The following is a 21,612-nucleotide window of genomic DNA, read 5'->3' on the forward strand; positions in this document are numbered from 1 at the left end:
CGACGGATACCTCGGGAGGAGTGCGATGCGACACACGACGCTGATCGTTCCGGGCTTTCACGGCAGCGGGCCCCAGCATTGGCAGAGCTGGCTGCAGGCGCAGCTTGCCGATGCACGGCGCGTGCGCGGCATCGACTGGGAGGCGCCGGTGCTGGCCCGCTGGGCAGCCGCGGTGCGGCGCGAGATCGACGAGGCGCCGCACGCAGTGTGGATCGTTGCGCACAGCTTCGGTTGTCTCGCGAGCGTGGTTGCGGCGGCCGACCGGCCGGAACGGGTGGCCGGCGCCCTGCTCGTCGCGCCCGCCGATCCGGCGCGCTTCGGTCCGCTCGGGTTGTACGACGAGCACGCCGGGCCGGCGGAGGAGCTGGGGGCGTGGCTGCCCCGGGAGCAACTGGGCTTTCCCTGCGCGGTGCTCGCGAGCACCAACGATCCCTGGGTGCGCCTGACCGTTGCGGCGTATTGGGCGGATCGCTGGGGCAGCCGCTTCATCAACGTCGGCGCGGCCGGGCACATCAACATCGAATCGGGTTTCGGCGCCTGGCCCTATTGCCTGGAATTGCTGCAGGGCATGCAGCAGGCGCATGAGGATCTGCCCCTCGGCGCGATCGGCGCAGACAGGCCTTCGCACCGGGGGCGTCGCAGCGCGCTGGCGCGGTTAAGGCATCGGACGCGCGTGTCGCTCGACTTCCAGCCGACCGACCCGGCCTGAGCTCCCTTCCGCGTCCTGTGACGACCGCCTTGGCGGCTGGGGGCGCAGGCCCGCACGAAGGACGTGATGCGCGATGACAGCGTGGCGTTGCGACAAGGCGGTAGAATTTTCGCCCCATCGCGAACTTCCTTTTCCCATGCAGTTCCCCAGCCTGCGCCACCTCTTCGGCCACCCCCGCTTCATCAAGTTCTGGATCGCGCGCGTTGTCGGCACGATCGCCAACCAGATGCTCATGGTGGCCGTCGGCTGGCAGATGTACGACCTGACCGGAAGCGCCTGGGACCTCGGCCTGGTGGGCCTGTTCCAGTTCGTGCCGGCACTGCTCCTGACCCTGCCGGCGGGCCACGTGGCCGACCGGCTTCGGCGCAACCGCATCTTTGCCGCCTGCATGCTGCTGCAGGCGATGGTCGCGGTCCTGTTGCTGACCGCCACGATGCAGGGATTCGCCAGCCGCGAGCTGATCCTGGGTATTTCGGTGGCGCTGGGCGTCGCACGCGCCTTCCAGATGCCCGCCCAGCAGGCCATCATCCCCTTGCTGGTCCCGCCGGGACTCCTGAGCCAGGCGATCGCCCTCGCCGCAAGCGGCATGCAGACGGCCATCATCGCGGGCCCGGCCCTCGGGGGCGCGCTCTACGTCGCCGGCGCCGCGCACGTGTATGTCGCCAGCACCGCGCTGCTGGTGCTGGCCTGCGCCCTGATGGCGGCGGTCCGTTACGACCACCAACCGGCCACCGGCGGCATCACGCTCGAGTCGGCCCTCGCCGGGGTGACTTTCCTGTGGCGCAACAAGCCCCTCCTCGGCGCCATCTCCCTCGACCTCTTCGCCGTGCTGCTGGGTGGCGCCACCGCGCTGCTGCCCATGTTCGCGCGCGACATCCTGCATACCGGGCCGGAAGGCCTCGGCCTGCTGCGGGCCGCCCCGGCCGCGGGTGCCCTGGCCATCTCGCTCGTGCTGTTGCGCTGGCCGATCCGCCGCCGTTCGGGCCCGCTATTGCTCGCCTCCGTGGCCGTTTTCGGGTTGGCGACGATGGTGTTCGGTCTTTCCAGCCACTTTGGCCTCTCGCTGGCGGCCCTGGCCGTCACCGGCGCAGCGGACAACATCAGCGTCGTCATCCGCCAGTCGCTGGTGCAGCTGGACACGCCCGACGAGATCCGCGGCCGCGTGTCCGCCGTCAATTCGATCTTCATCGGCGCGTCGAACCAGCTGGGCGAATTCGAGTCCGGCGCCACCGCGGCATGGTTCGGCCCGGTTATGTCCGTCGTGCTCGGCGGCGTCGGCACCCTGCTGGTGGCCGCTGCGTGGATACGGCTCTTTCCCGGTCTTGCCCGGCGCGATCATCTGGTACGGGAACCCGCTCGGGCCTGATGCCCCTTTGCTTTAGCAGGATTTCGAATAACCAGCCCGTTTTTTATTATTTAACGGGAACAAGGAGGCCCGCATAGACTTCATTCAACAAATGCATATGGAGCGCCGAATGAGCGCCAGCCGGACTTTCCGGGTGCTGCCGGGCTTTCGCCTCACGCTCGGCTACACCCTCGCCTACCTCTCGCTGATCGTGCTGCTGCCGCTCGGCGCCGTGTTCCTCAAGACTGCGACCCTCAGCCTCGCGGAGTTCTGGACAGTGGTCAGCGCCCCGCGCGTCGTCGCCACCTACAAGCTCTCCTTCGGCATGTCGCTCGCCGCTGCCGCGATCAATGCGGTGTTCGGCCTGATGCTCGCCTGGGCGCTGGTGCGCTACGCATTTCCGGGCAAGCACCTGATCGACGCGCTGATCGACCTTCCCTTCGCGCTCCCCACGGCCGTCGCCGGCATCGCGCTCACCGCCCTCTACGCAAAAAACGGCTGGCTCGGGCAATACCTCGAACCGCAGGGCATCCAGGTCGCGTTCAGGCCGCTGGGCGTGCTCATCGCGCTGGTCTTCATCGGCCTGCCCTTCGTCGTGCGCACCGTGCAGCCCATCCTCGAAGACCTCGATACCGAACTGGAAGAGGCCGCCGCGAGCCTCGGCGCGCACCGCTGGCAGACTTTCCGCCACGTGATCCTGCCGGTTCTGCTCCCGGCACTGCTGACCGGCTTCGCGCTGGCCTTCGCGCGCGCGGTCGGCGAGTATGGCTCGGTCATCTTCATCGCCGGCAACATCCCGATGGTGTCCGAGATCACGCCGCTGATGATCATCACCAAGCTCGAACAATACGACTACACCGGTGCCACCGCGATCGCGGTCGTGATGCTGGTGGTGTCGTTCGCGCTGCTGCTGCTCATCAACAGCCTGCAGGCGTGGACCGCCTCATCCGGCAAAACCGGTACCGGGAGGGACCGCTGATGGCCGCCGCAACGACACTCGCCTGGACCGGCGCCGCGCGGGCCGACGCCGCCACCCGCTTCGAGGCGCAGGCCGCGACGCGCGAGGCACCGTGGGTGAAGTGGCTGATCCTCGGCATCTCGCTCGCGTTCTTCGCGGTGTTCCTGCTGCTGCCGCTCGTCGCGGTGTTCGTCGAGGCGCTGCGCAAGGGCTGGGAGACCTACTGGAGCGCGCTCGCGCACGACGACGCGCTGTCGGCGATCGGTCTGACGCTCACCGCCGCAGCGATCGCTGTGCCGCTCAACCTCGTGTTCGGCGTCGCCGCGGCGTGGGCGATCGCCAAGTTCGAATTCCGCGGCAAGCATTTCCTCATCACGCTGATCGACCTGCCCTTCTCGGTGTCGCCGGTGATCGCCGGCCTCATCTACGTGCTGATCTTCGGCGCACAGGGCTGGCTCGGACCGTGGCTCGCGGAACACGACATCAGGATCATCTTCGCGGTGCCGGGCATCGTGCTTGCGACGGTGTTCGTGACCTTCCCCTTCGTCGCGCGCGAGCTGATCCCGCTGATGCAGGCGCAGGGCCGCGAGGAGGAGGAAGCGGCGCTCGTGCTGGGCGCCAGCGGCTGGCAGACCTTCCGGCACGTGACGCTGCCCAACATCAAGTGGGGCCTGCTCTACGGCGTGATCCTGTGCAATGCCCGCGCGATGGGCGAGTTCGGCGCGGTGTCGGTCGTTTCCGGCCACATCCGCGGCCAGACCAACACGCTGCCGCTGCACGTCGAGATCCTCTACAACGAGTACCAGTTCGCCGCCGCGTTCGCGGTGGCCTCCCTGCTGGCGCTGCTCGCGCTCGTGACCCTCACGGTCAAGACCTGGGTCGAGCATCGCGCCGGCAGCGGGACCCCATCCAGCAAAGCCCAACAGGACGCCGCATCATGAGTATCCAGGTCCGAAACATCCGCAAGGCCTTCGGCGATTTCGTCGCGCTCGACGACGTCTCGCTCGACTTCCCCACCGGCGAACTCGTCGCCCTGCTCGGCCCCTCGGGCTGCGGCAAGACGACGCTGCTGCGCATCATCGCCGGGCTCGAACAGGCCGACGCCGGACAGGTGCTGCTCGACGGCGAGGACGCCTCCGGTACCCATGTGCGCGAGCGCCAGGTCGGCTTCGTGTTCCAGCACTACGCGCTGTTCCGCCACATGAGCGTGTTCGACAACGTCGCCTTCGGCATGCGCATGAAGCCGCGCGGCGAGCGCCCGTCGGAGCGGCAGATCCGCGACAAGGTGCATGAGCTGCTCGCGCTGGTGCAGCTCGACTGGCTCGCCGACCGCTTCCCGACGCAACTCTCGGGCGGCCAGCGCCAGCGCATCGCGCTCGCCCGCGCGCTCGCGGTGGAACCGCGCGTGCTGCTCCTCGACGAGCCCTTCGGCGCACTCGACGCCAAGGTGCGCAAGGAGCTGCGCCGCTGGCTGCGGAAACTGCACGACGAGTTGCACATCACCTCGATCTTCGTCACGCACGACCAGGAAGAGGCGCTGGAGGTCGCCGATCGCGTCGTGCTGATGGACCACGGCCATGTCGAGCAGACCGGCACGCCCGAAGAGGTCTACCGTCACCCCGCGACCCCCTTCGTGTATGGCTTCCTCGGCGCGGTGAACTTCTTCCATGGCCGCGTCGATGGCAGCGCCCTGCGCGTCGGTGACGACGTGCTGCCGCACGCGTCGCAGGAGTTCGACGCCGGCGCCGAAGTCATCGCCTTCGCCCGTCCGCACGAACTCGATCTCGTGCCGGATGAGCAGGGCGACGCCGGCGAGATCGGCGTCGGCGCACGCATCGCGCGCATCCTGGCCTTCGGCGTCACCGCCCGCATCGAGCTCGACGGGCTGAACGGCCTCGGTGGCAAGAGCAGCGGCCAGCATTTCGAAGTCGAACTGACGCAGCAGCGCGTCGCCGAACTGAATCTCGCCGAAGGCCAGCGCGTGCGCCTGCTACCCTCGCGCCTGAAGGTCTTCGAGCGCAACGGCACCACGGGAGCAAGCGCATGAATTTCCAGCAGCTGCGCATCATCCGCGAAACGGTGCGGCGCAATTTCAACCTCACCGAAGTCGCCAACGCGCTGTTCACGTCGCAGTCGGGCGTCTCCAAGCACATCAAGGACCTCGAGGACGAACTCGGCGTCGAGCTCTTCGTGCGCAAGGGCAAGCGCCTGCTCGGCCTCACCGACCCAGGCAAGGAACTCGTCGTGATGGTCGAGCGCATGCTGCTCGATGCCGGCAACATCAAGCGTCTCGCCGAGCAGTACAGCAACCGCGAGGAAGGCCGCCTGACGGTCGTGACCACGCACACGCAGGCGCGTTACGCACTGCCCAGGGTCGTGACCGAGTTCAAGAAAGCCTTCCCGAAGGTGCATCTCAAGCTGCACCAGGGCAGCCCCGAGGAGATCGTGTCGATGCTGCTCGACAGCCAGGCCGACATCGGCATCGCGACCGAAGCGCTCGCGGACGTCGCCGAACTCGCCTCCTTCCCCTACTACTCGTGGCACCACTCCGTGATCGTGCCGGCCGGCCATCCACTGGAGTCGGCACCGCCGCTGACGCTGGAGGCGATCGCCGAATACCCCCTGATCACCTACCACGAAGGGTTCACCGGACGCTCCATGATCGACCGCGCGTTCGCTGCCGGAGGCCTCGCGCCGGACGTCGCGATGTCGGCGATGGACGCGGATGTCATCAAGACCTACGTCGAACTCGGACTGGGTGTCGGCATCGTCGCATCGATGGCCTTCCAGCCCGGCCGCGAAGGCGAATTGCGCCAGCTCGACAGCAGCCACCTCTTCCCCGCGAACACGACCCGCATCGCGGTGCGCCGCGGCCACTACCTGCGCGGCTTCGCCTACCGCTTCATCGAGATGTGCTCGCCGACGCTCGGCGAGGCAGCCGTGCGCAACAGCATCGCCCCGGCGGGCAATGGCCACGCCGAGGAATGAAGCAGCACGCCGGCAGGCAGCGCCTGCTATTCTCCAGTTTCCGCACCATGGAGCTCAGAAAAATGTCGAATTGGTACTCTGATAACGCCGAATCCATCGGCAAGACGCCGCTGGTGAAACTGAATCGCATCACCGACGGCGCCCCCGCGATCGTGCTGGGCAAGATCGAGGGCCGCAATCCCGCGTATTCCGTGAAGTGCCGCATCGGCGCGGCGATGATCTGGGACGCCGAGAAGCGCGGCCTGCTCGGCCCCGGCAAGGAGATCGTCGAACCGACCAGCGGCAACACCGGCATCGCGCTGGCCTTCGTCGCGGCGGCCCGGGGCATCCCCATCACTCTGACGATGCCCGACACGATGAGCGTCGAACGGCGCAAGCTGCTCGTCGCCTATGGCGCGAAGCTCGTCCTGACCGAAGGCGCCAAGGGCATGAACGGTGCGATCGCGAAGGCGGAGGAGATCGCGGCGTCCGATCCGGGCAAGTACGTGCTGCTGCAGCAGTTCACCAACCCCGCGAACCCAGCGATCCACGAGGCGACGACCGGCCCCGAGATCTGGAACGACACCGACGGCAAGATCGACATCCTCGTGTCGGGCGTCGGCACCGGCGGCACCATCACCGGCGTGTCGCGCTACATCAAGAACACCCAGGGCAAGGCGATCCAGACCGTCGCCGTCGAGCCGGCGGCGAGCCCGGTGATCACGCAGACGCGCGCGGGCGAACCGTTGAAGCCTTCGCCGCACAAGATCCAGGGCCTCGGTGCGGGTTTCATCCCCAAGGTGCTGGACCTGTCGCTGATCGACGCGGTCGAGACCGTCAGCAACGAGGACGCCATCCTCTACGCGCGCCGCCTGGCACGCGAGGAAGGCATCCTGTCGGGCATCTCCTGCGGCGCCGCCGCGGCGGTCGCGGCGCGCCTCGCGAAGCGGCCCGAGAACGCGGGCAAGACCATCGTCGCGATCCTGCCGGACTCGGGCGAACGCTACCTCAGCTCGATCCTGTTCGAAGGCCTTTTCGACGCGAACGGCGCGGCGCTTTGAGCAGCGCGATCCGGACGGACGACGCGGGGGCAGCCGCCCCCGCGGCGCGTGCGCCCGAAACCCTGCCCATCCTGTACCGCGACGATTTCCTCGTCGCCGTGCACAAGCCCTCGGGGCTGCTCGTGCACCGCTCGGTCCTCGACGTACACGAGGAACGCTTCGCGGTGCAGATCCTGCGCGACCAGATCGGCCGCCACGTGCATCCCGTGCATCGGCTCGACAAGGGCACCTCGGGCGTGCTGCTGTTCGCGCTCGACCGCGAAACCGCGGCACTGGTCTCCGCCGCCTTCGAGCAGCAGGCGGTGCGCAAGACCTACCTCGCCGTCGTGCGCGGCCACCCACCGCTCGAAGGCGTCATCGACCATCCGCTGACACGCCGTTTCGATGACGCCGAACGCCGCCCCGACACTGCCGCGAATGCCCCCGCGCAGGACGCCGTCACCCGTTTCCACCGCCTGGCGACGACCGAACTGCCGTACCAGGTCGACCGCTACCCGACGAGCCGCTACGCGCTCGTCGAACTCGCGCCGGAAACGGGCCGTCGCCACCAGATCCGGCGCCACCTCAAGCACATCTCCCACCCCATCATCGGCGACGCCACGTTCGGCAAGGGGCGGCACAACCGGCTGTTCGCCAAGCTCTTCGGCGTCTCGCGGCTACTCCTCGCCTGTACCCGCATGCAGCTCGTGCATCCGCACACCGGCGCGCCCCTGGATCTGAACGCGCCGCCGGCGGACGACTTCGCGCACGTCCTTGCCGCACTCGGCTGGACGCAGGCCGCCGCGAGGTAGCAGCCGCCCGACACGCCCGGCAACATCCTCGCGTGACCGGCGTCTTTCTGCCGTCACCGATTCGTTGCACAATGGACTTTCACCCATACAACCACGACACCGGCTCCAGCTCATGAATCCCCTGCTCCAGGTCCGCGCCCGGGGCCAGCAAGTCTGGCTCGACAACCTCTCCCGCACCCTCCTCAACGAAGGCCAGCTCGCGAAGATGATCGCCGAGGACGGCGTCGACGGCGTCACGACGAACCCCGCGATCTTCCACAAGGCCATCGCCGGCGGGCGCTATTACGAGGACGACCTGGCGGCGCTCAGACAGCAGGCGCTCGACGCCGAAGCGCGCTACGAAGGCCTGGTGATCCCCGACGTGCAGCGCGCCTGCGACCTGCTGCGGCCGACCTGGGAGCGCAGCGGCGGCAACGCCGGATACGTCAGCCTCGAAGTGTCGCCCGCCCTCGCGCACGACGCCGCCGGCACGGTCGCCGCCGGCGTGCGGCTGAAGCAGGCCGTCGCGCGCGACAACCTGCTGATCAAGGTGCCCGCGACGCCGGCGGGGCTGGACGCGATCGAACAGCTGGTCGGGCGTGGCGTGAGCGTGAATGTGACGCTGATGTTCTCCCTCGCCCATGTCGACGCCGTCGCCGACGCCTACCTGCGCGGCCTGCAGAGGCTTCGTCAGGCGGGCGGCGACGTGCGGGCGGTGATGTCGGTCGCGAGCCTGTTCCTGTCGCGCGTAGACACCCTCATCGACAAGCAGCTCGACGAACTCGGCGGCGACGCGCTGGCGCTGCGCGGCAAGGCCGCCGTCGCGATGGCGAAGCTCGCCTACCAGAAATATCGGGAACGCTTCCACGGCGCGGCGTTCGCCGACCTGCGCGCGCTGGGCGCCCGCCCGCAGTACATGCTGTGGGCGAGCACCGGCACCAAGAACCCGGCCTACAGCGACCTGCTCTACGTCGAGCCGCTGATCGGCGCGGAAACCGTGAATACCCTGCCCGACGCGACCCTCGCGGCGCTGCGCGACCACGGCAAGGTTGGCGCGACGCTCGCCGACGACGCGGCCGCGGCCCGGTCCGCCTTCGACGCGCTTGCGGCGCTGGGCATCGACATGACGGCAGCCGGCGAACGCCTGCAGCGCGAGGGCCTGGCGCAGTTCGAGGACGCCTTCGCGCAGCTGCTGCAGCTCACCGCCTGACGCGCGCGCGACGCAAGACAAAGCCCGGCGGAGGTCGTCCCTCCCGCCGGGCTTTTCGTTTGCCGGACCGGCCGGCGCTCAGGCGGTCGCGGCCTGCTTCGCCATCATCGTCATGCGGCTCAGCCAGCGCTGGTCGCCCGCACTGCCGAGCAGCTCCTTCATGTCGAGGATCAGCACGATCTGGCCGTTCGACAGCGTCGTCACCCCGGCCACGCCCTTCGGGCGGAAGTCGTCGAGCGACTTGATCACCGCATCCTCGCGGCCGGCGAACGTATCGATGCCGAGGATGAAGGACATCTCCGCGGTCTGCATCAGCACGCCGTAACACGGCGCGCGCTCCAGCGGCCAGCCTAGCAGCCCCGCCAGCGGCAGGATCGGCAGGACCTCGCCGCGCACGACCATCGTCGCGCGCCCGCCGACCTCCTGCACCTCCTTCGCCTCGATCGGCAGGATCTCGCGCACCATCGACAGCGGCACCGCGAACGGCTGATCGCCCAGACGCACCAGCAGCACCGGCAGGATCGCCAGCGTCAGCGGCAGGCTGATCACGAAGGTCGTGCCCTTGCCGAGCTGCGACTGGATCTCGATGTTGCCGTTGAGCTTCTGGATGTTGGTGCGCACGACGTCCATGCCGACGCCGCGGCCCGACACGTCCGACACCTGCGCCGCCATCGAGAAGCCCGGCAGGAAGACCAGGTTAAAGCTCTGGCGCTCGTCCATCGCGTTGGACTCTTCGTCGGTGATGAGCCCCTTCTCGACCGCCTTCGCGCGCAGGCGCTCGGCGTTCATGCCGCGGCCGTCGTCGGCGACGAGGATCACGATGTGATCGCCCTCCTGGCGCGCCTCGAGGCGCACGATGGACTTTTCCGGCTTGCCGCTCGCGACCCGCCCCGCCACATCCTCGACGCCGTGGTCGACCGCGTTGCGGATCAGGTGGATGATCGGATCGGCGAGGTCCTCGATCATCGTCTTGTCGATCTCGGTTTCCTCACCCGCGAGCACCAGTTCGACGTCCTTGCCCATGTTGCGCGCGAGGTCGCGCGCGATGCGCGGATACTTCTGGAACAGGCGGCCGATCGGCTGCATGCGCGTCTTCATGACCGCGTTCTGCAGGTCGGACACCAGCAGGTCGAGCTGGCTGACGGCGAGATCCAGCGAGTGCAGCGTCTCGGTGTCGTTGCGCCCGGAGAGGATGTCGCTGCGCAGCGCGTTCAGGCGGTTCTTGGTGAGGCCGATCTCGCCCGACAGGTTGAGCACCTGGTCGAGGCGCGTCGTGTCGACGCGGATCGAGTTGTCGCGCTGCTTCTCGCCATCGCGCCGCCCGGTGCTGACTTGCGAACCGGGCTTGTCGGACGCACGCCGCCCCACCGCATTCCGGATGACCTCCTCGGCCGGCCGCGCCGGCGCAGCAGCAGGCACGACGGCCGCCAGCGGCGGCGCTTCGCGCACGGGCGGGATCACGCGCGCGACCCCCGTCACGATGCCGTGCAGCAGTTCCCAATCGGGGGTGCCGCCGGCCTGGCCCCGCGACGCCGCGCCTGCCGGCGCCGCAACCGCGGGCGGCTCGGATGCAGCCCCGCCGCCACCGATCAGCTCGCCGGCAATGGCCTGCCTGAGGCGCGCGATCAAATCCGCGTCCGCCGCCCCCGGCTGCATGGCCTGCTCCAGGCTCGCGAACATCTCGCGCACCGTCCCGGTCGCCTCGAGGATCACATCCATGATCTCCGGCGTAACCGCGATTTCGCCGTTGCGCAGGTTGTCGAACAGGTTCTCGGTCAGGTGGCACAGCGTGACCAGCTCGGTCGCGTTGAGGAAGCCGGCGCCGCCCTTGATCGTGTGGAAGCCGCGAAAAATTTCATTGAGGAGGCCGCGATCGTCGGGCGCGCGCTCCAGATCCACAAGCTTGTTGTCGACCCCGGAGAGCAGGTCTCCCGCCTCGATCAGGAAATCCTGAAGGAGATCTTCCATTCCGGCGAAGTCACTCATCACGTTCTCGCTTTGTCGTTACCGGCAGGCGATGCCCTGCATCCGCGCCGCCTTCTTCTCAGAACCCGAGGCTGTCGAGCAGGTCGTCGACCTGTTCCTGTGTCGTGACCACGTCGTCGCGCCCTTCGGCGCTGACCACCGGGCCGTTCAGCAGGCCGCTGTGCCGCTCGCCGCGCTTGTCCGCCGGCGTCACCTCCAGCAGCACCTGCAGCAGCTCGGTCTCCAGCTTCTGCGCCAGGTCGACGACCTTCTTGATCACCTGCCCGGTAAGGTCCTGGAAGTCCTGCGCCATCATGATTTCCATCAGCTGCGCATTCGTCGCCCGGCTGCCCTCGGAAACCTCACCCAGGAAGGTGCGCGTGTCGCCCGACAGGGCCTTGAATTCCTCGACGGAGAGCTGGTTGGCGAACAGCTTGTCCCAGCGCGCCTGCAGGCCGGCGGCACCCGACTGGAGCCGCCCCTGGATCGGCTGGGCGATGTCGGTGGCGTTGAGCACGCGGCTCGCCGCCTGCTCGGTCATCTGCGCGATGTAGGTGAGCCGCTGGCGGGCGTCCGGGATGGCCTGCACCGCATCCTGCAAGCCGTCGTTGGTGCCGAGCTCGCGCAGCGTGTCATGGACCTGTCGTGTCATCTGCCCGATCCGCGTGAACACCGCGTCACAACTGTGCTCGGGCTGCGCGCCCCCCTCCGCGCCCGCTTCCGCGTCGGCGCCCGAGGCTTCCGCCGCTTCCGTTGCGGCGAAACCTGCATCGAACTCCGCCGCGACGGAATCGAACAAGGCCTGCAGTTCGTCATCGTCGCCACCGGAATCGCGCGCCGGCGCCGCGGCACGGACGGGCGCCACGGCAGGCGCAGGCTGCGCCTGGCTGTTCGCGATGCTGTCGAACAAGGCCTGCAGCTCGTCCGAATCGCCGAGTTCGTCCTGTTTCAACTTCTTCACCATTTATCGGCCTCCCTGATCGTGCCTCGTCCCGCCCGTCAGGCGGTGGCCTTCTTGCCCATCTTTTCGAAGATCTTTTCCAGCTTTTCCGACATCGTCGCCGCCGTGAACGGCTTGACGATGTAGCCGCTGGCCCCGGCCTGCGCCGCGGCGATGATGTTTTCCTTCTTCGCCTCCGCGGTCACCATCAGCACCGGCAGGTGGCGCAGGTGCGGGGTCTGGCGGATCGTCTGCAGCAGCGTCAGCCCGTCCATGTTGGGCATGTTCCAGTCCGTCACGACGAAGTCGAACGGCGCGCTGTTGAGCTTCTGCAGGGCGACGGCGCCATCCTCGGCCTCCTCGACGTTCGTGAAGCCCAGCTCCTTGAGCAGGTTGCGCACGATGCGGCGCATGGTCGAGAAATCGTCGACGACGAGAAACTTCATCTTGGGGTCGGACATTCTTGTATCTCCGTAATCTTGCGGCCCGGGTCAGCCTTGATGACCCCGGGTCAGCAGCGGCCGCAGGGTGTCTGCGAGCGCGTCGGCGTCGAATTTTGCCACGTACGCATCCACGCCGACCCGCTTTCCCATCGCCCGGTTCGCCTCGGACGACAGCGAGGAATGCATCACCACCGGGATGCCGTCGAAGCGGCTGTCGGCCTTGATGTTGCGCGTCAGCACGTAGCCGTCCATCTCCGGCATCTCCGCATCGACGAGGATCAGGTCGAGTTCGTCGCTCAACGGGCGGCCCGTCTGCTGCGCGTGGCCGGCCATTCCCTGCAGACGCGTCCAGGCCTCCAGGCCATTGATGGCATGCTTGTGCTTGACCCCGAGCTTGTCGAGCACCTCGGCGATCTTGCGCCGCGCGACGCCCGAGTCGTCGACATAGAACACGTCGTAGTTCTGGCCGTCCGGGATCGGCGTGATGTTGCCGACCACCGCATCGCCGAAGGTGGTCGCGAGCACCGTCTCGACGTCCACGATCGACACGAGCTTGCCGTCGGGCAGTTCGGTGATCGCGGTGATGTAGTTATGCACCGAGCTCGACACGTTGTCCGGCGCGCGCACCTTGTCCCACTCGACGCGGATGATGCGATCGACGCCGGACACGAGGAATCCCAGCGTGCGCTTGCTGTATTCGGTGACCATCATCGAGGCGCCGAGCGGTTCGCCGGGGCGCGCGAGACCGAGGATCTTCGCCAGCGACAGCACCGGGATGACGTTGCCGCGCAGCGAGATCAGCCCCTCCACGCCCGCCGGCATGTTGGGCGCGCGCGTGATGAACGGCGCAACCGACACCTCGCGGACCTTGAACACGTTGATGCCGAAGGTTTCCGTGGTGCCGAGGGAGAACAGCAGGATCTCCATGCGGTTCGAGCCGGCGAGGCTGGTGCGGCCATCGACGACGTTGAGCAGGCCGTTTTCTTCGGGCTGGTAACTGGACATGACTGGAATTCCTCAGGACGCGCGAGACTGCTGCTCCACCCGATGGAGCAGACGGCGCAGCGTCTCGGCGAGACGCTGAGGTTCGAACTTGGGAACATACTCGTCGACGCCGACCGAGGCGCCGAGCTGCTGGTTGGACATGCCCGACAGCGACGAATGCATGATCACCGGGATGCCCGCGAAGCGCGGATCGGACTTGATCGACTTGGTCAGCATGTAGCCGTCCATCTCCGGCATCTCGACATCGGTGAGCACCAGGCTCACCACGTCACTGGTCTTGCGCCCGGTGGCTTCGGCAAAGCGCGCGGCCTTCTGCAGCTCGTCCCACGCCATGCGGCCGTTAACCGCACCGACGAAGGGCACGCCGAGGACCTCGAGCGTGCGTTCGATCTGGCGGCGCGCAACCGAGGAGTCGTCGGCGAAATACACCGTGTGCCTGCTGTCCTCGATCGGCTCGATGCCCTTGAAGAGATACTGGTCGTCCTGGCTGGTCGTCTCCGCCAGCACCTTCTCGACGTCGAGCATCATCACCAGCTTGTTGTCCTTCAGCTCGGTGACCGCGGTGACGAGCCCGCCCATGTTGGCGGTGAGCATCTCCGGCGGCACGCGCATCTGCGACCAGTCGAGGCGCAGGATGGTATCGACGGCCTCGACCAGGAAGCCCTGCGTGTGGCCGTTGTACTCGGTCACGATCATGATGTCGCGCCTGGCGTCGCCCCCGACGCCGACATAGCGGCCCAGATCCACGACCGGCACCAGCACGCCGCGCAGGCTGACCATGCCCTGCACCGACGACGGCATTTCCGGCGCCGCGGTGATCTCCGGCGTGCGCATCACCTCGCGCACCTTGAACACGTTGATGCCGAAGGTCTCCCGGCGGCCGGTGCGCTGATCGACGCCGAGCGTGAACAGCAGGATCTCCAGCTTGTTCGTGCCGGCCAGCCGCGAGCGGGCCTCGATATTCTTGAACAGTTCGGACATTTCACTCTCCGCGATTCGCGGCAATATGACCGGCGCGGCATCCCCGCGCCGTGATTTCACTCAAGATAACGTCAGTGCCCTGGAATACTTGAGGCGCCGCACCGGAGAATTTGCCCGGCGTTGCACGGGAATCGGATTTTCGCACTATGGCGGCGAGCCGGGTGAACCGCGGCTGCCCCCGGACATGACCTGACGCAGCACCTGCTGCGCAATGCCGTCGAGCGGTACCACCTCGCACGCCGCACCGATGACGGCCGCCTCGCGCGGCATCCCGTACACGACACACGAACGCGCATCCTGGGCGATGGTCCACGCCCCGGCCTGGCGCATCTCGAGCAAGCCCCGCGCGCCATCCTTGCCCATGCCGGTGAGCAGGACACCGACCGCCGCCGGCCCTGCCAGCTCCGCGGCCGCCGCGAAAAGGACATCCACCGAGGGGCGGTGGCGATTGACCGGCTCCCCGCGCGACAGCGCGCACGCATACCCGCCCGCCGCGGCACGCCGGATCAGGAGATGCGAATGGCCCGGCGCGATGTAGGCGGTGCCGGGCACGACCGCCTCGCCATGTTCCGCCTCCTTCACCCGCAGCGCGCAGAGTCCGTCCAGGCGGCGTGCGAACGCGCCGGTGAACATCTCCGGCATGTGCTGGACGATCAGGATCGGCGGCGCGTTCGCCGGCATGCCCAGCAGCACCTGCTTGATCGCGTCGGTTCCGCCGGTGGAGGCGCCGATGAAGATGACGCGGCCGCCGGCCGGGTACGGTCTAGCGGCTGTCTGCATCGACGCGCTGATACACCGTCCGCCCCAGCGAGCGGAACAGGTCGCCCGCATGCAGGAAGCTCTCCGAATGGCCGGCAAACAGGGCGCCGTCCTTGCGCAGCAAGGGGGCAAAGCGCCGGAGGATGCCGTACTGCGTCGTCTTGTCGAAATAGATCATGACGTTGCGACAGAAGATCGCATCCAGCGGCCCCTGCACCGGCCATACCGGGTCGAGCAGGTTGATGCGGCGGAAGGTCAGCAGGCGCTTGAGCTCCGGCCGCACGCGCACCTCGTCCGGCGCCAGTCCGGCCCCGCGCTCGAAATAGCGCCGCTGCAGGTCCGGCGACACGCGCGCGACCCGATCGTCCCGATAGACGCCGCGCTCGGCGTGCGCGAGGACGCTGGTGTCGATGTCGCTGGCGACGATCTGGACGGGAGGGTTGAGCGTATCGAAGGCCTCACAGGCCGTGATCGCCAGCGAATACGGCTCCTCGCCCGTGGAAGCGGCGTTGCACCAGATGCGCAGCGTGCGTCTTTCAGCGATGCGGCGCAGGCGTTCGGACAGGATGTCGAAATGATGCGCCTCGCGGAAGAACGAGGTGAGGTTGGTCGTCAGTGAATTGACGAAAGCCTCCCATTCGCCGCGGTCGCGCTCGAGACGGCCGATGTACTGCGCGAAGCTGCGGTCCCCGCATGCACGCAGGCGCCGGGCGAGCCGGCTGTACACCATGTCCTGCTTGGCCGGCGACAGGACGATTCCCGCGTGATCGTAGATCAGCTTGCGGATGCGTTCGAAGTCGGCCGGCGTGAGCTCGAATTCGCGCTCGCCGGCCATCGACATGGCCGACGCGGCTGCGGCGGCGGCCATCGCCGCGAGGCTCGCCGCGGGCTTGCGCGAAGAGGGATCATCGAAAGGCATCTTCACCCCGCCTCACCGGCCGTTTCCACGCGGCACATCCTTGCGCGGCGCATCGCATCAGGACGGATTTCCGGCCGGCGCCGGGGCCGGCGGCAGGTGGCGCACCGCGCCCGGCGGCGCCGGGGCCTGGGTCCCGTTTTCGATGTTCTCGCGCAGCGCCTCGCCGTCGAGCGGCGAGCCCGAGCCGATATCCAGCGCACCGGCCTGGTTGCGCACGGCCTCCTCGGTCTTCTTGTTCATCACGATGATGCTGATGCGCCGGTTCATCGGATGAAACAGGTCGTCCTTGCGGAACGGAGCCATGTCGGCCAGCCCCACGACGCGGATCACCTTGCCGGCCTCCAGCCCGCCGGCGACGAGTTCGCGGCGCGAAGCGTTGGCGCGGTTGCTCGACAGCTCCCAGTTGGAGAAGCCGCGTTCGCCGCCGGCGTATTGCGCCGCGTCGGTATGGCCCGACAGGCTCAAGCGGTTGGAGACGTCATTGAGCGCACGGCCGATCGCGCGCAACAGCTCGCGCGTGTGCGGCAGGAGTTCGTCGCTCGCGGTGTTGAACATCGGGCGATTCTGCGCATCCACGATCTGGATGCGCAGGCCTTCCGACGTGATGTCGAGGAGGATCTGGTTGCGGAAGGGCCGCAGCTTGGGATCGGCTTCGACGAGCGCCTCGATGCGCCCCTTCAGGTCTTCGAGCCGCGCACGTTCGCGGGTGGCCTCGACGCCTTCGTCCTTGCCTTCGACGCGATACACTTCGCGCCCCTTGGCCGCGTCGAGGTTGATGGAGCGGCGTCCCTCGACTTCACCGCGCTTGCGCTGGCCAAGCGAACGGGTGAGATCCTCGCCGCCCCCCTGGATGATGCTGGAGCTGTCGCCGGAACCCGATCCGCCTTGCATCGACACCTTCAGCGGATTCTGGAAATAATCGGCGATGCCCTCGAGATCGCCTTGCGCGGTGGAGCCCAGGAGCCACATCAGCAGGAAGAACGCCATCATCGCCGTGACGAAGTCGGCGTAGGCGATCTTCCAGGCGCCGCCGTGTGCCGCGGCGGCGACCTTGTTGATGCGCTTGACGACGATCGGCTGCTGGCTGTCGTCGCTCATGGGGGCGTCGCCCTCCCCTTCCGGTCAGCACCGGGCGCTTGCGTGGCGGCGGGAGTCATCGCGTCCTCACCCCTTGCGGCTCTTGATGTCCTGCTCGAGCTCGGCGAAGGTCGGACGCTCGCCCGAGTACAGCGCCTTGCGTCCGAATTCGACGGAAACCTGGGGGGCATAGCCGTTCATGCTGGCGAGCAGGACCAGCTTGATGCATTCGAACATCTTGCCGCTTTCCTCGACCCGCTGTTCGAGCTGGCTCGCGATCGGCTGCACGAAACCGTAGGAAAGCAGGATACCCAGGAAGGTGCCGACCAGCGCACCGCCGATCATCTTGCCGAGCACGGCCGGCGGCTGGCCGACCGAGCCCATCACGTTCACGACGCCCATCACCGCGACGACGATACCGAAGGCCGGCAGCGCGTCGCCGAGCTTGGCCACGACGTGCGGCGCGATATGCGCTTCCTGGTGGTGCGTGTCGATTTCCTTGTCCATCAGCCCTTCGATCTCGAAGGCATTGAGGTTGCCGCCGACCATCATGCGCAGGTAGTCGGTGAGGAACTCGACCGCATGATGATGCGCCATGATGGTCGGGTACTTGCTGAAGATCGGGCTGGCGTCGGGATTGTCGACGTCGTTCTCGATCGACATGAGGCCTTCCTTGCGCACCTTGGCCAGCACCTCGTAGAGCAGTCCGAGGAGATCGAGGTAGAGGGCCTTGGTGTAGGGCGAGCCCTTGAACACGCCGGGAATCCCGCCCAGCACCGCCTTGAGCGCCTTCGGCCCGTTGCTGCCGACGAAGCCGCCGATCATCAGGCCGAGAATAGCGAGATATTCCATCGGCATCCATAGCGCCATCAGGCTGCCATGGACAGCGTATGTACCGACGGACGCGGCAAGGACGATCAGATAACCAATAATCAGGAACACCGGGAAGCCCCCGTCGATTCGGGAAGCGCGGCGGCATGGCCGCGCGCCAGAAGATTTACTGCAATTTTAACGTCACTCGGGAGCGAAACTTGAACGCGGAAATGAAAAGGCCGCCGGCATCTGCGGCGGCCTTGCAACGACGCGCGAAGCGGATCAGTCGGCGGTGGCGAGCGCCTTGGCCTTGCCGCGCTTCGCGGTCACGGCGCGTTTCGTTCCGGTCGCACGCGCGGCCTCGGTGGCACGCTTGGTCTTGCCGGCGCGCGACGGCATGTTGCACAGGCCGCACACGAATTCGTGCGTCGGGTCGTAGGCGTGCGCAACGAAGTGGCCGCCGCAGGTAGTGCAGGAGGCCATGTGCAGCAGGTCGGCGTCGAAGAAGCGCACCAGGGTCCACGCCCGCGTCAGGCTCAGCGCCGGCTCGATCACTTCGGCCTCGATGTGGTCGAGGTAGAGATGGTAGGCCTTCAGGATCGCATCCAGCCCCTTGAGGCCGGTGTGCTGCTGGAAGAAATTGAAGAAGTTCATGAACAGCGAGGCATGCACGTTGGGCTGCCAGGTCATGAACCAGTCGGTCGAAAACGGCAGCATGCCCTTCGGGGGGGACATGCCACGGATTTCCTTGTAGATCTTGAGCAGGCGCTCGCGGCTGAGCCTGGTTTCGGCTTCCAGCATCTGCATGCGCGCACCGAGGCGCACCATTTCGGCAGCACGCTGGATGTCTTCGGCTTCTTCGATAATGCTCTTGTTCTTCATGTTGCTCTCCTTGACGCCCCGACCCCGGGGCGCTTCGCCGCGGCACGACAGGGTGGGCGGTATCCCCTCCGCCCGTTCGCCCCTGCAGTCGCCCAGCGCCTCGTGGGCGCTATCCCGCCAACCGCTTCACCGGCTTGCCCGCTGCGAGAATCGCCGCGTGCAGGCTGGAACTTGTCTCGTCCCGCCCCTTGCCCGCCAGCAGGCCGGCAAGCAGGGCATCGTCGAACCGGAACAGCAGCATCTGGCTGCTGGCCATTTTCACCAGCTTCGCGCTGGAAAGCCCTTCGATGAGGTCTGCCACGTCCTTGTCGACGCCGAGGCGGAACATCGCGGTTTCCCGGTCGCTGCGCAGCATCTGCTGGGCGAGCATCAGGTACGCGAGATTCAGCTCCTTGATTTCCGCCTGAAAATCAGGACGTTTCATTTCCGCTCCCTATCAGGGACAAGCGCCTTAAAGTTAAAGTGAATTGTGAGCAATTGCAAGCGCATACGGTGAAACCCCTGTTGCGGCTACGCCACACGTAATAACCGCAATCTGTATAAGGTCTTGTATTCAAAGGGGAAGCACGGGGATCACGCGTCATGCCACGGAAGTCGCCCCGCGGGGCGCAGGCTCACTCCGCGGCGACCGGCTCGTTGCGGGAATCGCCGGTTTTCTGCACGGTCGCGACGCAGTTGCGACCCTTCTGCTTGGCCAGATAGGCACCGAGATCGGCCTGCTTGATCAGCGCATCGACGTCCTGCATCCAGCTCTCGCGCATCGCGACACCGATGCTCGCGCTGATCACCACCTTCGCATCGCCCACCTGCAGCGAAAGGCTGTCGAGCGCGTTGCGCAGACGCTCGGCGCATACGAGCGCACGCGCGAGATCGGTTTCCGGGCAGATCGCGAGGAATTCATCGCCCCCGGTGCGGCAGATCACGTCCTGGCCACGCAACGCGCTGCGCAGCGCATCGGCGGCGCTGCGCAGGACTTCGTCGCCGACGTCGTGGCCGCGGGTGTCGTTGATCTGCTTGAAGTTGTCGAGGTCGATGATCATGCACGACAAGGGCCGCCCCCAGCGCTGCGCGGCCGACCATTCCTGCTGGATGCGGTCGATCGCGTAGCGACGGTTGGGAAAGCCCGTCAGCGCGTCGGTCAGCGCGGCTTCATGCAGGCGCCGGTTGGTGACGGCCAGCTGCGAGGCGAAATGGCGGATCTCTTCGTGCTCGCGCTCGACTTCCTGTTGCAGGCGCACCACGCGCTGACCGGCTCGCAGGCGGGCGGCCAGGATACGGGGACGCAAGGGCTTGGCGATGAAATCGTCGGCACCGGCCTCGAAGGCTTCGACCAGGTGCTCGTCGTCGTCGCTGTGCGTCAGCAGGATCATGTAGATCGTCTGGCCGATGCGCGTCTGGCGGAGCGCGCGCACGAGGTCCGGGCCGTTGAGCTCGGGCATGTTCCAGTCGAGGATCATGATCTGCGGCTGCAGTTCGAGGGCGCGCTCCATGCCTTCGCGGCCGTTGCCGGCTTCGTGGACTTCGTAATGCGCCTGCTCGAGCACGGCACGCAGGCTGCCACGCGTGCGTGGTTCGTCGTCGACGATCAGGGCACGCGGACTGTTCGCCGGTGCCTCCTCCACGGCCGGACCGTCGGGCTCCGGGTGGTTCGGCTGCTTTGCAGGGATTTGCTCTTTGCTCCCGGCCTGCGCCACGGGACCGGGATTTCCGGCCGCAATGCTGATGGGCCCGGACTCGGCGAGGTTGGCGAAATTCGGCGGCGCGGGCGGGTCGAGCTGCAACATGCTGCACCATTCGACCCACAGGCCTGCGATGCGCTGGCAGTCGGTGACGAGGCATTCGCGCTCGACGCCCAGCGAGCTTTCCGCGAAGAGCGCGGCGGCGAGCCGGGGCCGGGCGGATTCCTCCGCGACGCAGATCTCGGCAACGCGGCTCGCCGCAGCAAGGGTGTGGAGCAGGCGGCGCGCCCGCGACCCTTCGGGCGCGGGAACTGTCGCGGGCGCATCGACCTGGGCTACGGCATCGAGGAAGACCTTGGGCAGCCCCCAGTCTTCGAGCATTGCACTTGTCAGCTCGCAGTGATTTATCGCGAACTGCGCACCTTCCAGCTCGAGCAGCGGTGCAGCGCCGGGTTTGCGCGTGGACTCAAGCACGAGGTCGTATTCGGCAGGATAGAGCGTCGCAAGGGCGAGTTCCCCGACATGGGCGAGCAGCCCCACGGCAAAGAGTTCGTCGGCGGCCCCGGCACGGGTCCGCTCCGCCAGGACCTGGGCCGCCAGCGCGCTCGCGAGGGAGGAACTCCAGAACCGGTTGTAGTCGAATGCACGACAGGCCCCGCGCCGGTAATGCGAGAGCAGCGAGAAACCCAGCACCATGGTCCGCACCGCGGGCAGCCCCAGCACCATGAGTGCCTCGTGCACGGAGGCAACGGGGCGGCGCTCGAATGCGACGAGTCCGTTGGCGGCCTTGATGACCCGTCCGACGAATGCCGGGTCGGCACTGATCACCCGCGCCAGCTCGGCGATCGTGACGTCCTGCTGACGCGTGAGGCGGATCACCGCAAGCGCCACCCCTTTCGGCGACGGAAGGTCGCCCGAGGCGCGAAGCTGCTCGAAGCGGGTCGAATCCAGCGGCGGAGACATCGGCGGCAGTGTCGGGGGAATCTGGAGAATGTGCCGCGATGCGGGGCGCAAAAACGGCGTTTTGGTTGGGGCGAACTGTACCGCGCCGGACGCTAGGCTGTCACGGGCAACGAATCGTGAAGGCATCGCGACGGGGTGTTACGGGATAAAATCTGACCTTACGAAC

21 protein-coding genes are annotated in these 21,612 nt (G+C 67.3%); 9 read left to right on the top strand and 12 right to left on the bottom strand.

The annotated features are described in order from the left end of the window. Window positions 1-25 precede the first annotated feature (25 nt). From GPA22_RS08195 to tal, 9 genes are all read left to right on the top strand, one after another. The gene (locus GPA22_RS08195) at window positions 26-709 is read left to right on the top strand and encodes an RBBP9/YdeN family alpha/beta hydrolase (protein WP_169255604.1); all 684 of its coding nucleotides are present in this window, start codon (window positions 26-28) and stop codon (window positions 707-709) included. Window positions 710-845: 136 nt separating this feature from the next. Continuing rightward, window positions 846-2,075: an MFS transporter gene (locus GPA22_RS08200; RefSeq protein WP_169255605.1), complete on the top strand. Its 1,230-nt coding sequence runs from the start codon at window positions 846-848 to the stop codon at window positions 2,073-2,075. 109 nt (window positions 2,076-2,184) lie between these two features. Then, the gene (gene cysT, locus GPA22_RS08205; protein ID WP_169255606.1) at window positions 2,185-3,033 is read left to right on the top strand and encodes a sulfate ABC transporter permease subunit CysT; all 849 of its coding nucleotides are present in this window, start codon (window positions 2,185-2,187) and stop codon (window positions 3,031-3,033) included. Further along, complete coding sequence (gene cysW / locus GPA22_RS08210) at window positions 3,033-3,953, top strand: sulfate ABC transporter permease subunit CysW (protein WP_169255607.1); 921 nt, start codon at window positions 3,033-3,035, stop codon at window positions 3,951-3,953. Before cysT ends, cysW begins: the two co-directional genes overlap by 1 nt. Beyond that, entirely contained in the window at window positions 3,950-5,059 is a 1,110-nt protein-coding gene (locus GPA22_RS08215; protein WP_169255608.1) for a sulfate/molybdate ABC transporter ATP-binding protein, read from the top strand. The genes cysW and GPA22_RS08215 overlap by 4 nt, the downstream gene beginning before the upstream one ends. Further along, window positions 5,056-6,000: a CysB family HTH-type transcriptional regulator gene (locus tag GPA22_RS08220; RefSeq protein ID WP_169255609.1), complete on the top strand. Its 945-nt coding sequence runs from the start codon at window positions 5,056-5,058 to the stop codon at window positions 5,998-6,000. Before GPA22_RS08215 ends, GPA22_RS08220 begins: the two co-directional genes overlap by 4 nt. A 62-nt stretch (window positions 6,001-6,062) precedes the next feature. Beyond that, a complete protein-coding gene (gene cysK, locus GPA22_RS08225) occupies window positions 6,063-7,040 on the top strand; it encodes a cysteine synthase A (RefSeq protein ID WP_169255610.1) in 978 nt (325 codons plus the stop codon). A 98-nt stretch (window positions 7,041-7,138) separates the two neighbouring features. Further along, window positions 7,139-7,831 (top strand): pseudouridine synthase, encoded by a 693-nt coding sequence (locus GPA22_RS08230; RefSeq protein WP_425483957.1) that lies wholly within the window; start codon window positions 7,139-7,141, stop codon window positions 7,829-7,831. A gap of 112 nt (window positions 7,832-7,943) precedes the next feature. Beyond that, window positions 7,944-9,020, top strand: coding sequence for a transaldolase (gene tal / locus GPA22_RS08235; protein ID WP_169255611.1), 1,077 nt, complete (start codon window positions 7,944-7,946; stop codon window positions 9,018-9,020). A 78-nt stretch (window positions 9,021-9,098) separates the two neighbouring features. Here the strand turns inward: tal and GPA22_RS08240 are convergent, their stop codons facing one another. From GPA22_RS08240 to GPA22_RS08295, 12 genes are all read right to left on the bottom strand, one after another. Beyond that, window positions 9,099-11,006, bottom strand: a complete 1,908-nt coding sequence (locus tag GPA22_RS08240) for a chemotaxis protein CheA (RefSeq protein ID WP_211169008.1) — start codon at window positions 11,004-11,006, stop codon at window positions 9,099-9,101. A 58-nt stretch (window positions 11,007-11,064) separates the two neighbouring features. Beyond that, window positions 11,065-11,949 carry a protein phosphatase CheZ gene (gene cheZ, locus GPA22_RS08245; RefSeq protein ID WP_169255612.1) on the bottom strand — a complete coding sequence of 295 codons (885 nt, stop codon included), beginning with the start codon at window positions 11,947-11,949 and terminating at the stop codon, window positions 11,065-11,067. Between the two features lie 35 nt (window positions 11,950-11,984). Further along, a complete protein-coding gene (cheY, locus tag GPA22_RS08250; RefSeq protein ID WP_169255613.1) occupies window positions 11,985-12,386 on the bottom strand; it encodes a chemotaxis response regulator CheY in 402 nt (133 codons plus the stop codon). A gap of 30 nt (window positions 12,387-12,416) precedes the next feature. Then, complete coding sequence (locus tag GPA22_RS08255) at window positions 12,417-13,373, bottom strand: chemotaxis protein (protein WP_169255614.1); 957 nt, start codon at window positions 13,371-13,373, stop codon at window positions 12,417-12,419. Window positions 13,374-13,385: 12 nt separating this feature from the next. Further along, window positions 13,386-14,354 (bottom strand): chemotaxis protein, encoded by a 969-nt coding sequence (locus GPA22_RS08260; RefSeq protein WP_169255615.1) that lies wholly within the window; start codon window positions 14,352-14,354, stop codon window positions 13,386-13,388. Between the two features lie 144 nt (window positions 14,355-14,498). Then, window positions 14,499-15,134, bottom strand: a complete 636-nt coding sequence (locus GPA22_RS08265) for a chemotaxis protein CheB (RefSeq protein WP_169255616.1) — start codon at window positions 15,132-15,134, stop codon at window positions 14,499-14,501. Continuing rightward, window positions 15,118-15,981: a CheR family methyltransferase gene (locus tag GPA22_RS08270; RefSeq protein ID WP_169255643.1), complete on the bottom strand. Its 864-nt coding sequence runs from the start codon at window positions 15,979-15,981 to the stop codon at window positions 15,118-15,120. The genes GPA22_RS08265 and GPA22_RS08270 overlap by 17 nt, the downstream gene beginning before the upstream one ends. Before the next feature lie 108 nt (window positions 15,982-16,089). Further along, window positions 16,090-17,130 (bottom strand): flagellar motor protein MotB, encoded by a 1,041-nt coding sequence (gene motB, locus GPA22_RS08275; RefSeq protein ID WP_169255617.1) that lies wholly within the window; start codon window positions 17,128-17,130, stop codon window positions 16,090-16,092. A gap of 66 nt (window positions 17,131-17,196) precedes the next feature. Then, window positions 17,197-18,051 (bottom strand): flagellar motor stator protein MotA, encoded by an 855-nt coding sequence (gene motA, locus GPA22_RS08280; RefSeq protein WP_169255618.1) that lies wholly within the window; start codon window positions 18,049-18,051, stop codon window positions 17,197-17,199. 153 nt (window positions 18,052-18,204) lie between these two features. After that, complete coding sequence (gene flhC / locus GPA22_RS08285; protein ID WP_169255619.1) at window positions 18,205-18,804, bottom strand: flagellar transcriptional regulator FlhC; 600 nt, start codon at window positions 18,802-18,804, stop codon at window positions 18,205-18,207. Window positions 18,805-18,913: 109 nt separating this feature from the next. Beyond that, window positions 18,914-19,228 carry a flagellar transcriptional regulator FlhD gene (gene flhD / locus GPA22_RS08290; protein ID WP_169255620.1) on the bottom strand — a complete coding sequence of 105 codons (315 nt, stop codon included), beginning with the start codon at window positions 19,226-19,228 and terminating at the stop codon, window positions 18,914-18,916. Between the two features lie 190 nt (window positions 19,229-19,418). Further along, a complete protein-coding gene (locus GPA22_RS08295; protein ID WP_169255621.1) occupies window positions 19,419-21,446 on the bottom strand; it encodes a GGDEF domain-containing response regulator in 2,028 nt (675 codons plus the stop codon). Window positions 21,447-21,612: the final 166 nt, after the last annotated feature.

The organism is Aromatoleum toluvorans, assembly GCF_012910905.1.
Classification (GTDB): Bacteria; Pseudomonadota; Gammaproteobacteria; order Burkholderiales; family Rhodocyclaceae; genus Aromatoleum; species Aromatoleum toluvorans.

Coding starts and splice junctions, on each gene's coding strand:
- GPA22_RS08270 (WP_169255643.1), bottom strand. CDS start 15,981: ATGGCCGCCGCCGCAGCCGCGTCGGCCATGTCGATGGCCGGCGAGCGC.
- flhD (WP_169255620.1), bottom strand. CDS start 19,228: ATGAAACGTCCTGATTTTCAGGCGGAAATCAAGGAGCTGAATCTCGCG.
- cheY (WP_169255613.1), bottom strand. CDS start 12,386: ATGTCCGACCCCAAGATGAAGTTTCTCGTCGTCGACGATTTCTCGACC.
- cysK (WP_169255610.1), top strand. CDS start 6,063: ATGTCGAATTGGTACTCTGATAACGCCGAATCCATCGGCAAGACGCCG.
- cheZ (WP_169255612.1), bottom strand. CDS start 11,949: ATGGTGAAGAAGTTGAAACAGGACGAACTCGGCGATTCGGACGAGCTG.
- GPA22_RS08215 (WP_169255608.1), top strand. CDS start 3,950: ATGAGTATCCAGGTCCGAAACATCCGCAAGGCCTTCGGCGATTTCGTC.
- GPA22_RS08265 (WP_169255616.1), bottom strand. CDS start 15,134: ATGCAGACAGCCGCTAGACCGTACCCGGCCGGCGGCCGCGTCATCTTC.
- GPA22_RS08295 (WP_169255621.1), bottom strand. CDS start 21,446: ATGTCTCCGCCGCTGGATTCGACCCGCTTCGAGCAGCTTCGCGCCTCG.
- flhC (WP_169255619.1), bottom strand. CDS start 18,804: ATGAAGAACAAGAGCATTATCGAAGAAGCCGAAGACATCCAGCGTGCT.
- cysT (WP_169255606.1), top strand. CDS start 2,185: ATGAGCGCCAGCCGGACTTTCCGGGTGCTGCCGGGCTTTCGCCTCACG.
- GPA22_RS08195 (WP_169255604.1), top strand. CDS start 26: ATGCGACACACGACGCTGATCGTTCCGGGCTTTCACGGCAGCGGGCCC.
- GPA22_RS08200 (WP_169255605.1), top strand. CDS start 846: ATGCAGTTCCCCAGCCTGCGCCACCTCTTCGGCCACCCCCGCTTCATC.
- GPA22_RS08240 (WP_211169008.1), bottom strand. CDS start 11,006: ATGAGTGACTTCGCCGGAATGGAAGATCTCCTTCAGGATTTCCTGATC.
- cysW (WP_169255607.1), top strand. CDS start 3,033: ATGGCCGCCGCAACGACACTCGCCTGGACCGGCGCCGCGCGGGCCGAC.
- tal (WP_169255611.1), top strand. CDS start 7,944: ATGAATCCCCTGCTCCAGGTCCGCGCCCGGGGCCAGCAAGTCTGGCTC.
- GPA22_RS08260 (WP_169255615.1), bottom strand. CDS start 14,354: ATGTCCGAACTGTTCAAGAATATCGAGGCCCGCTCGCGGCTGGCCGGC.
- motB (WP_169255617.1), bottom strand. CDS start 17,130: ATGAGCGACGACAGCCAGCAGCCGATCGTCGTCAAGCGCATCAACAAG.
- GPA22_RS08255 (WP_169255614.1), bottom strand. CDS start 13,373: ATGTCCAGTTACCAGCCCGAAGAAAACGGCCTGCTCAACGTCGTCGAT.
- GPA22_RS08220 (WP_169255609.1), top strand. CDS start 5,056: ATGAATTTCCAGCAGCTGCGCATCATCCGCGAAACGGTGCGGCGCAAT.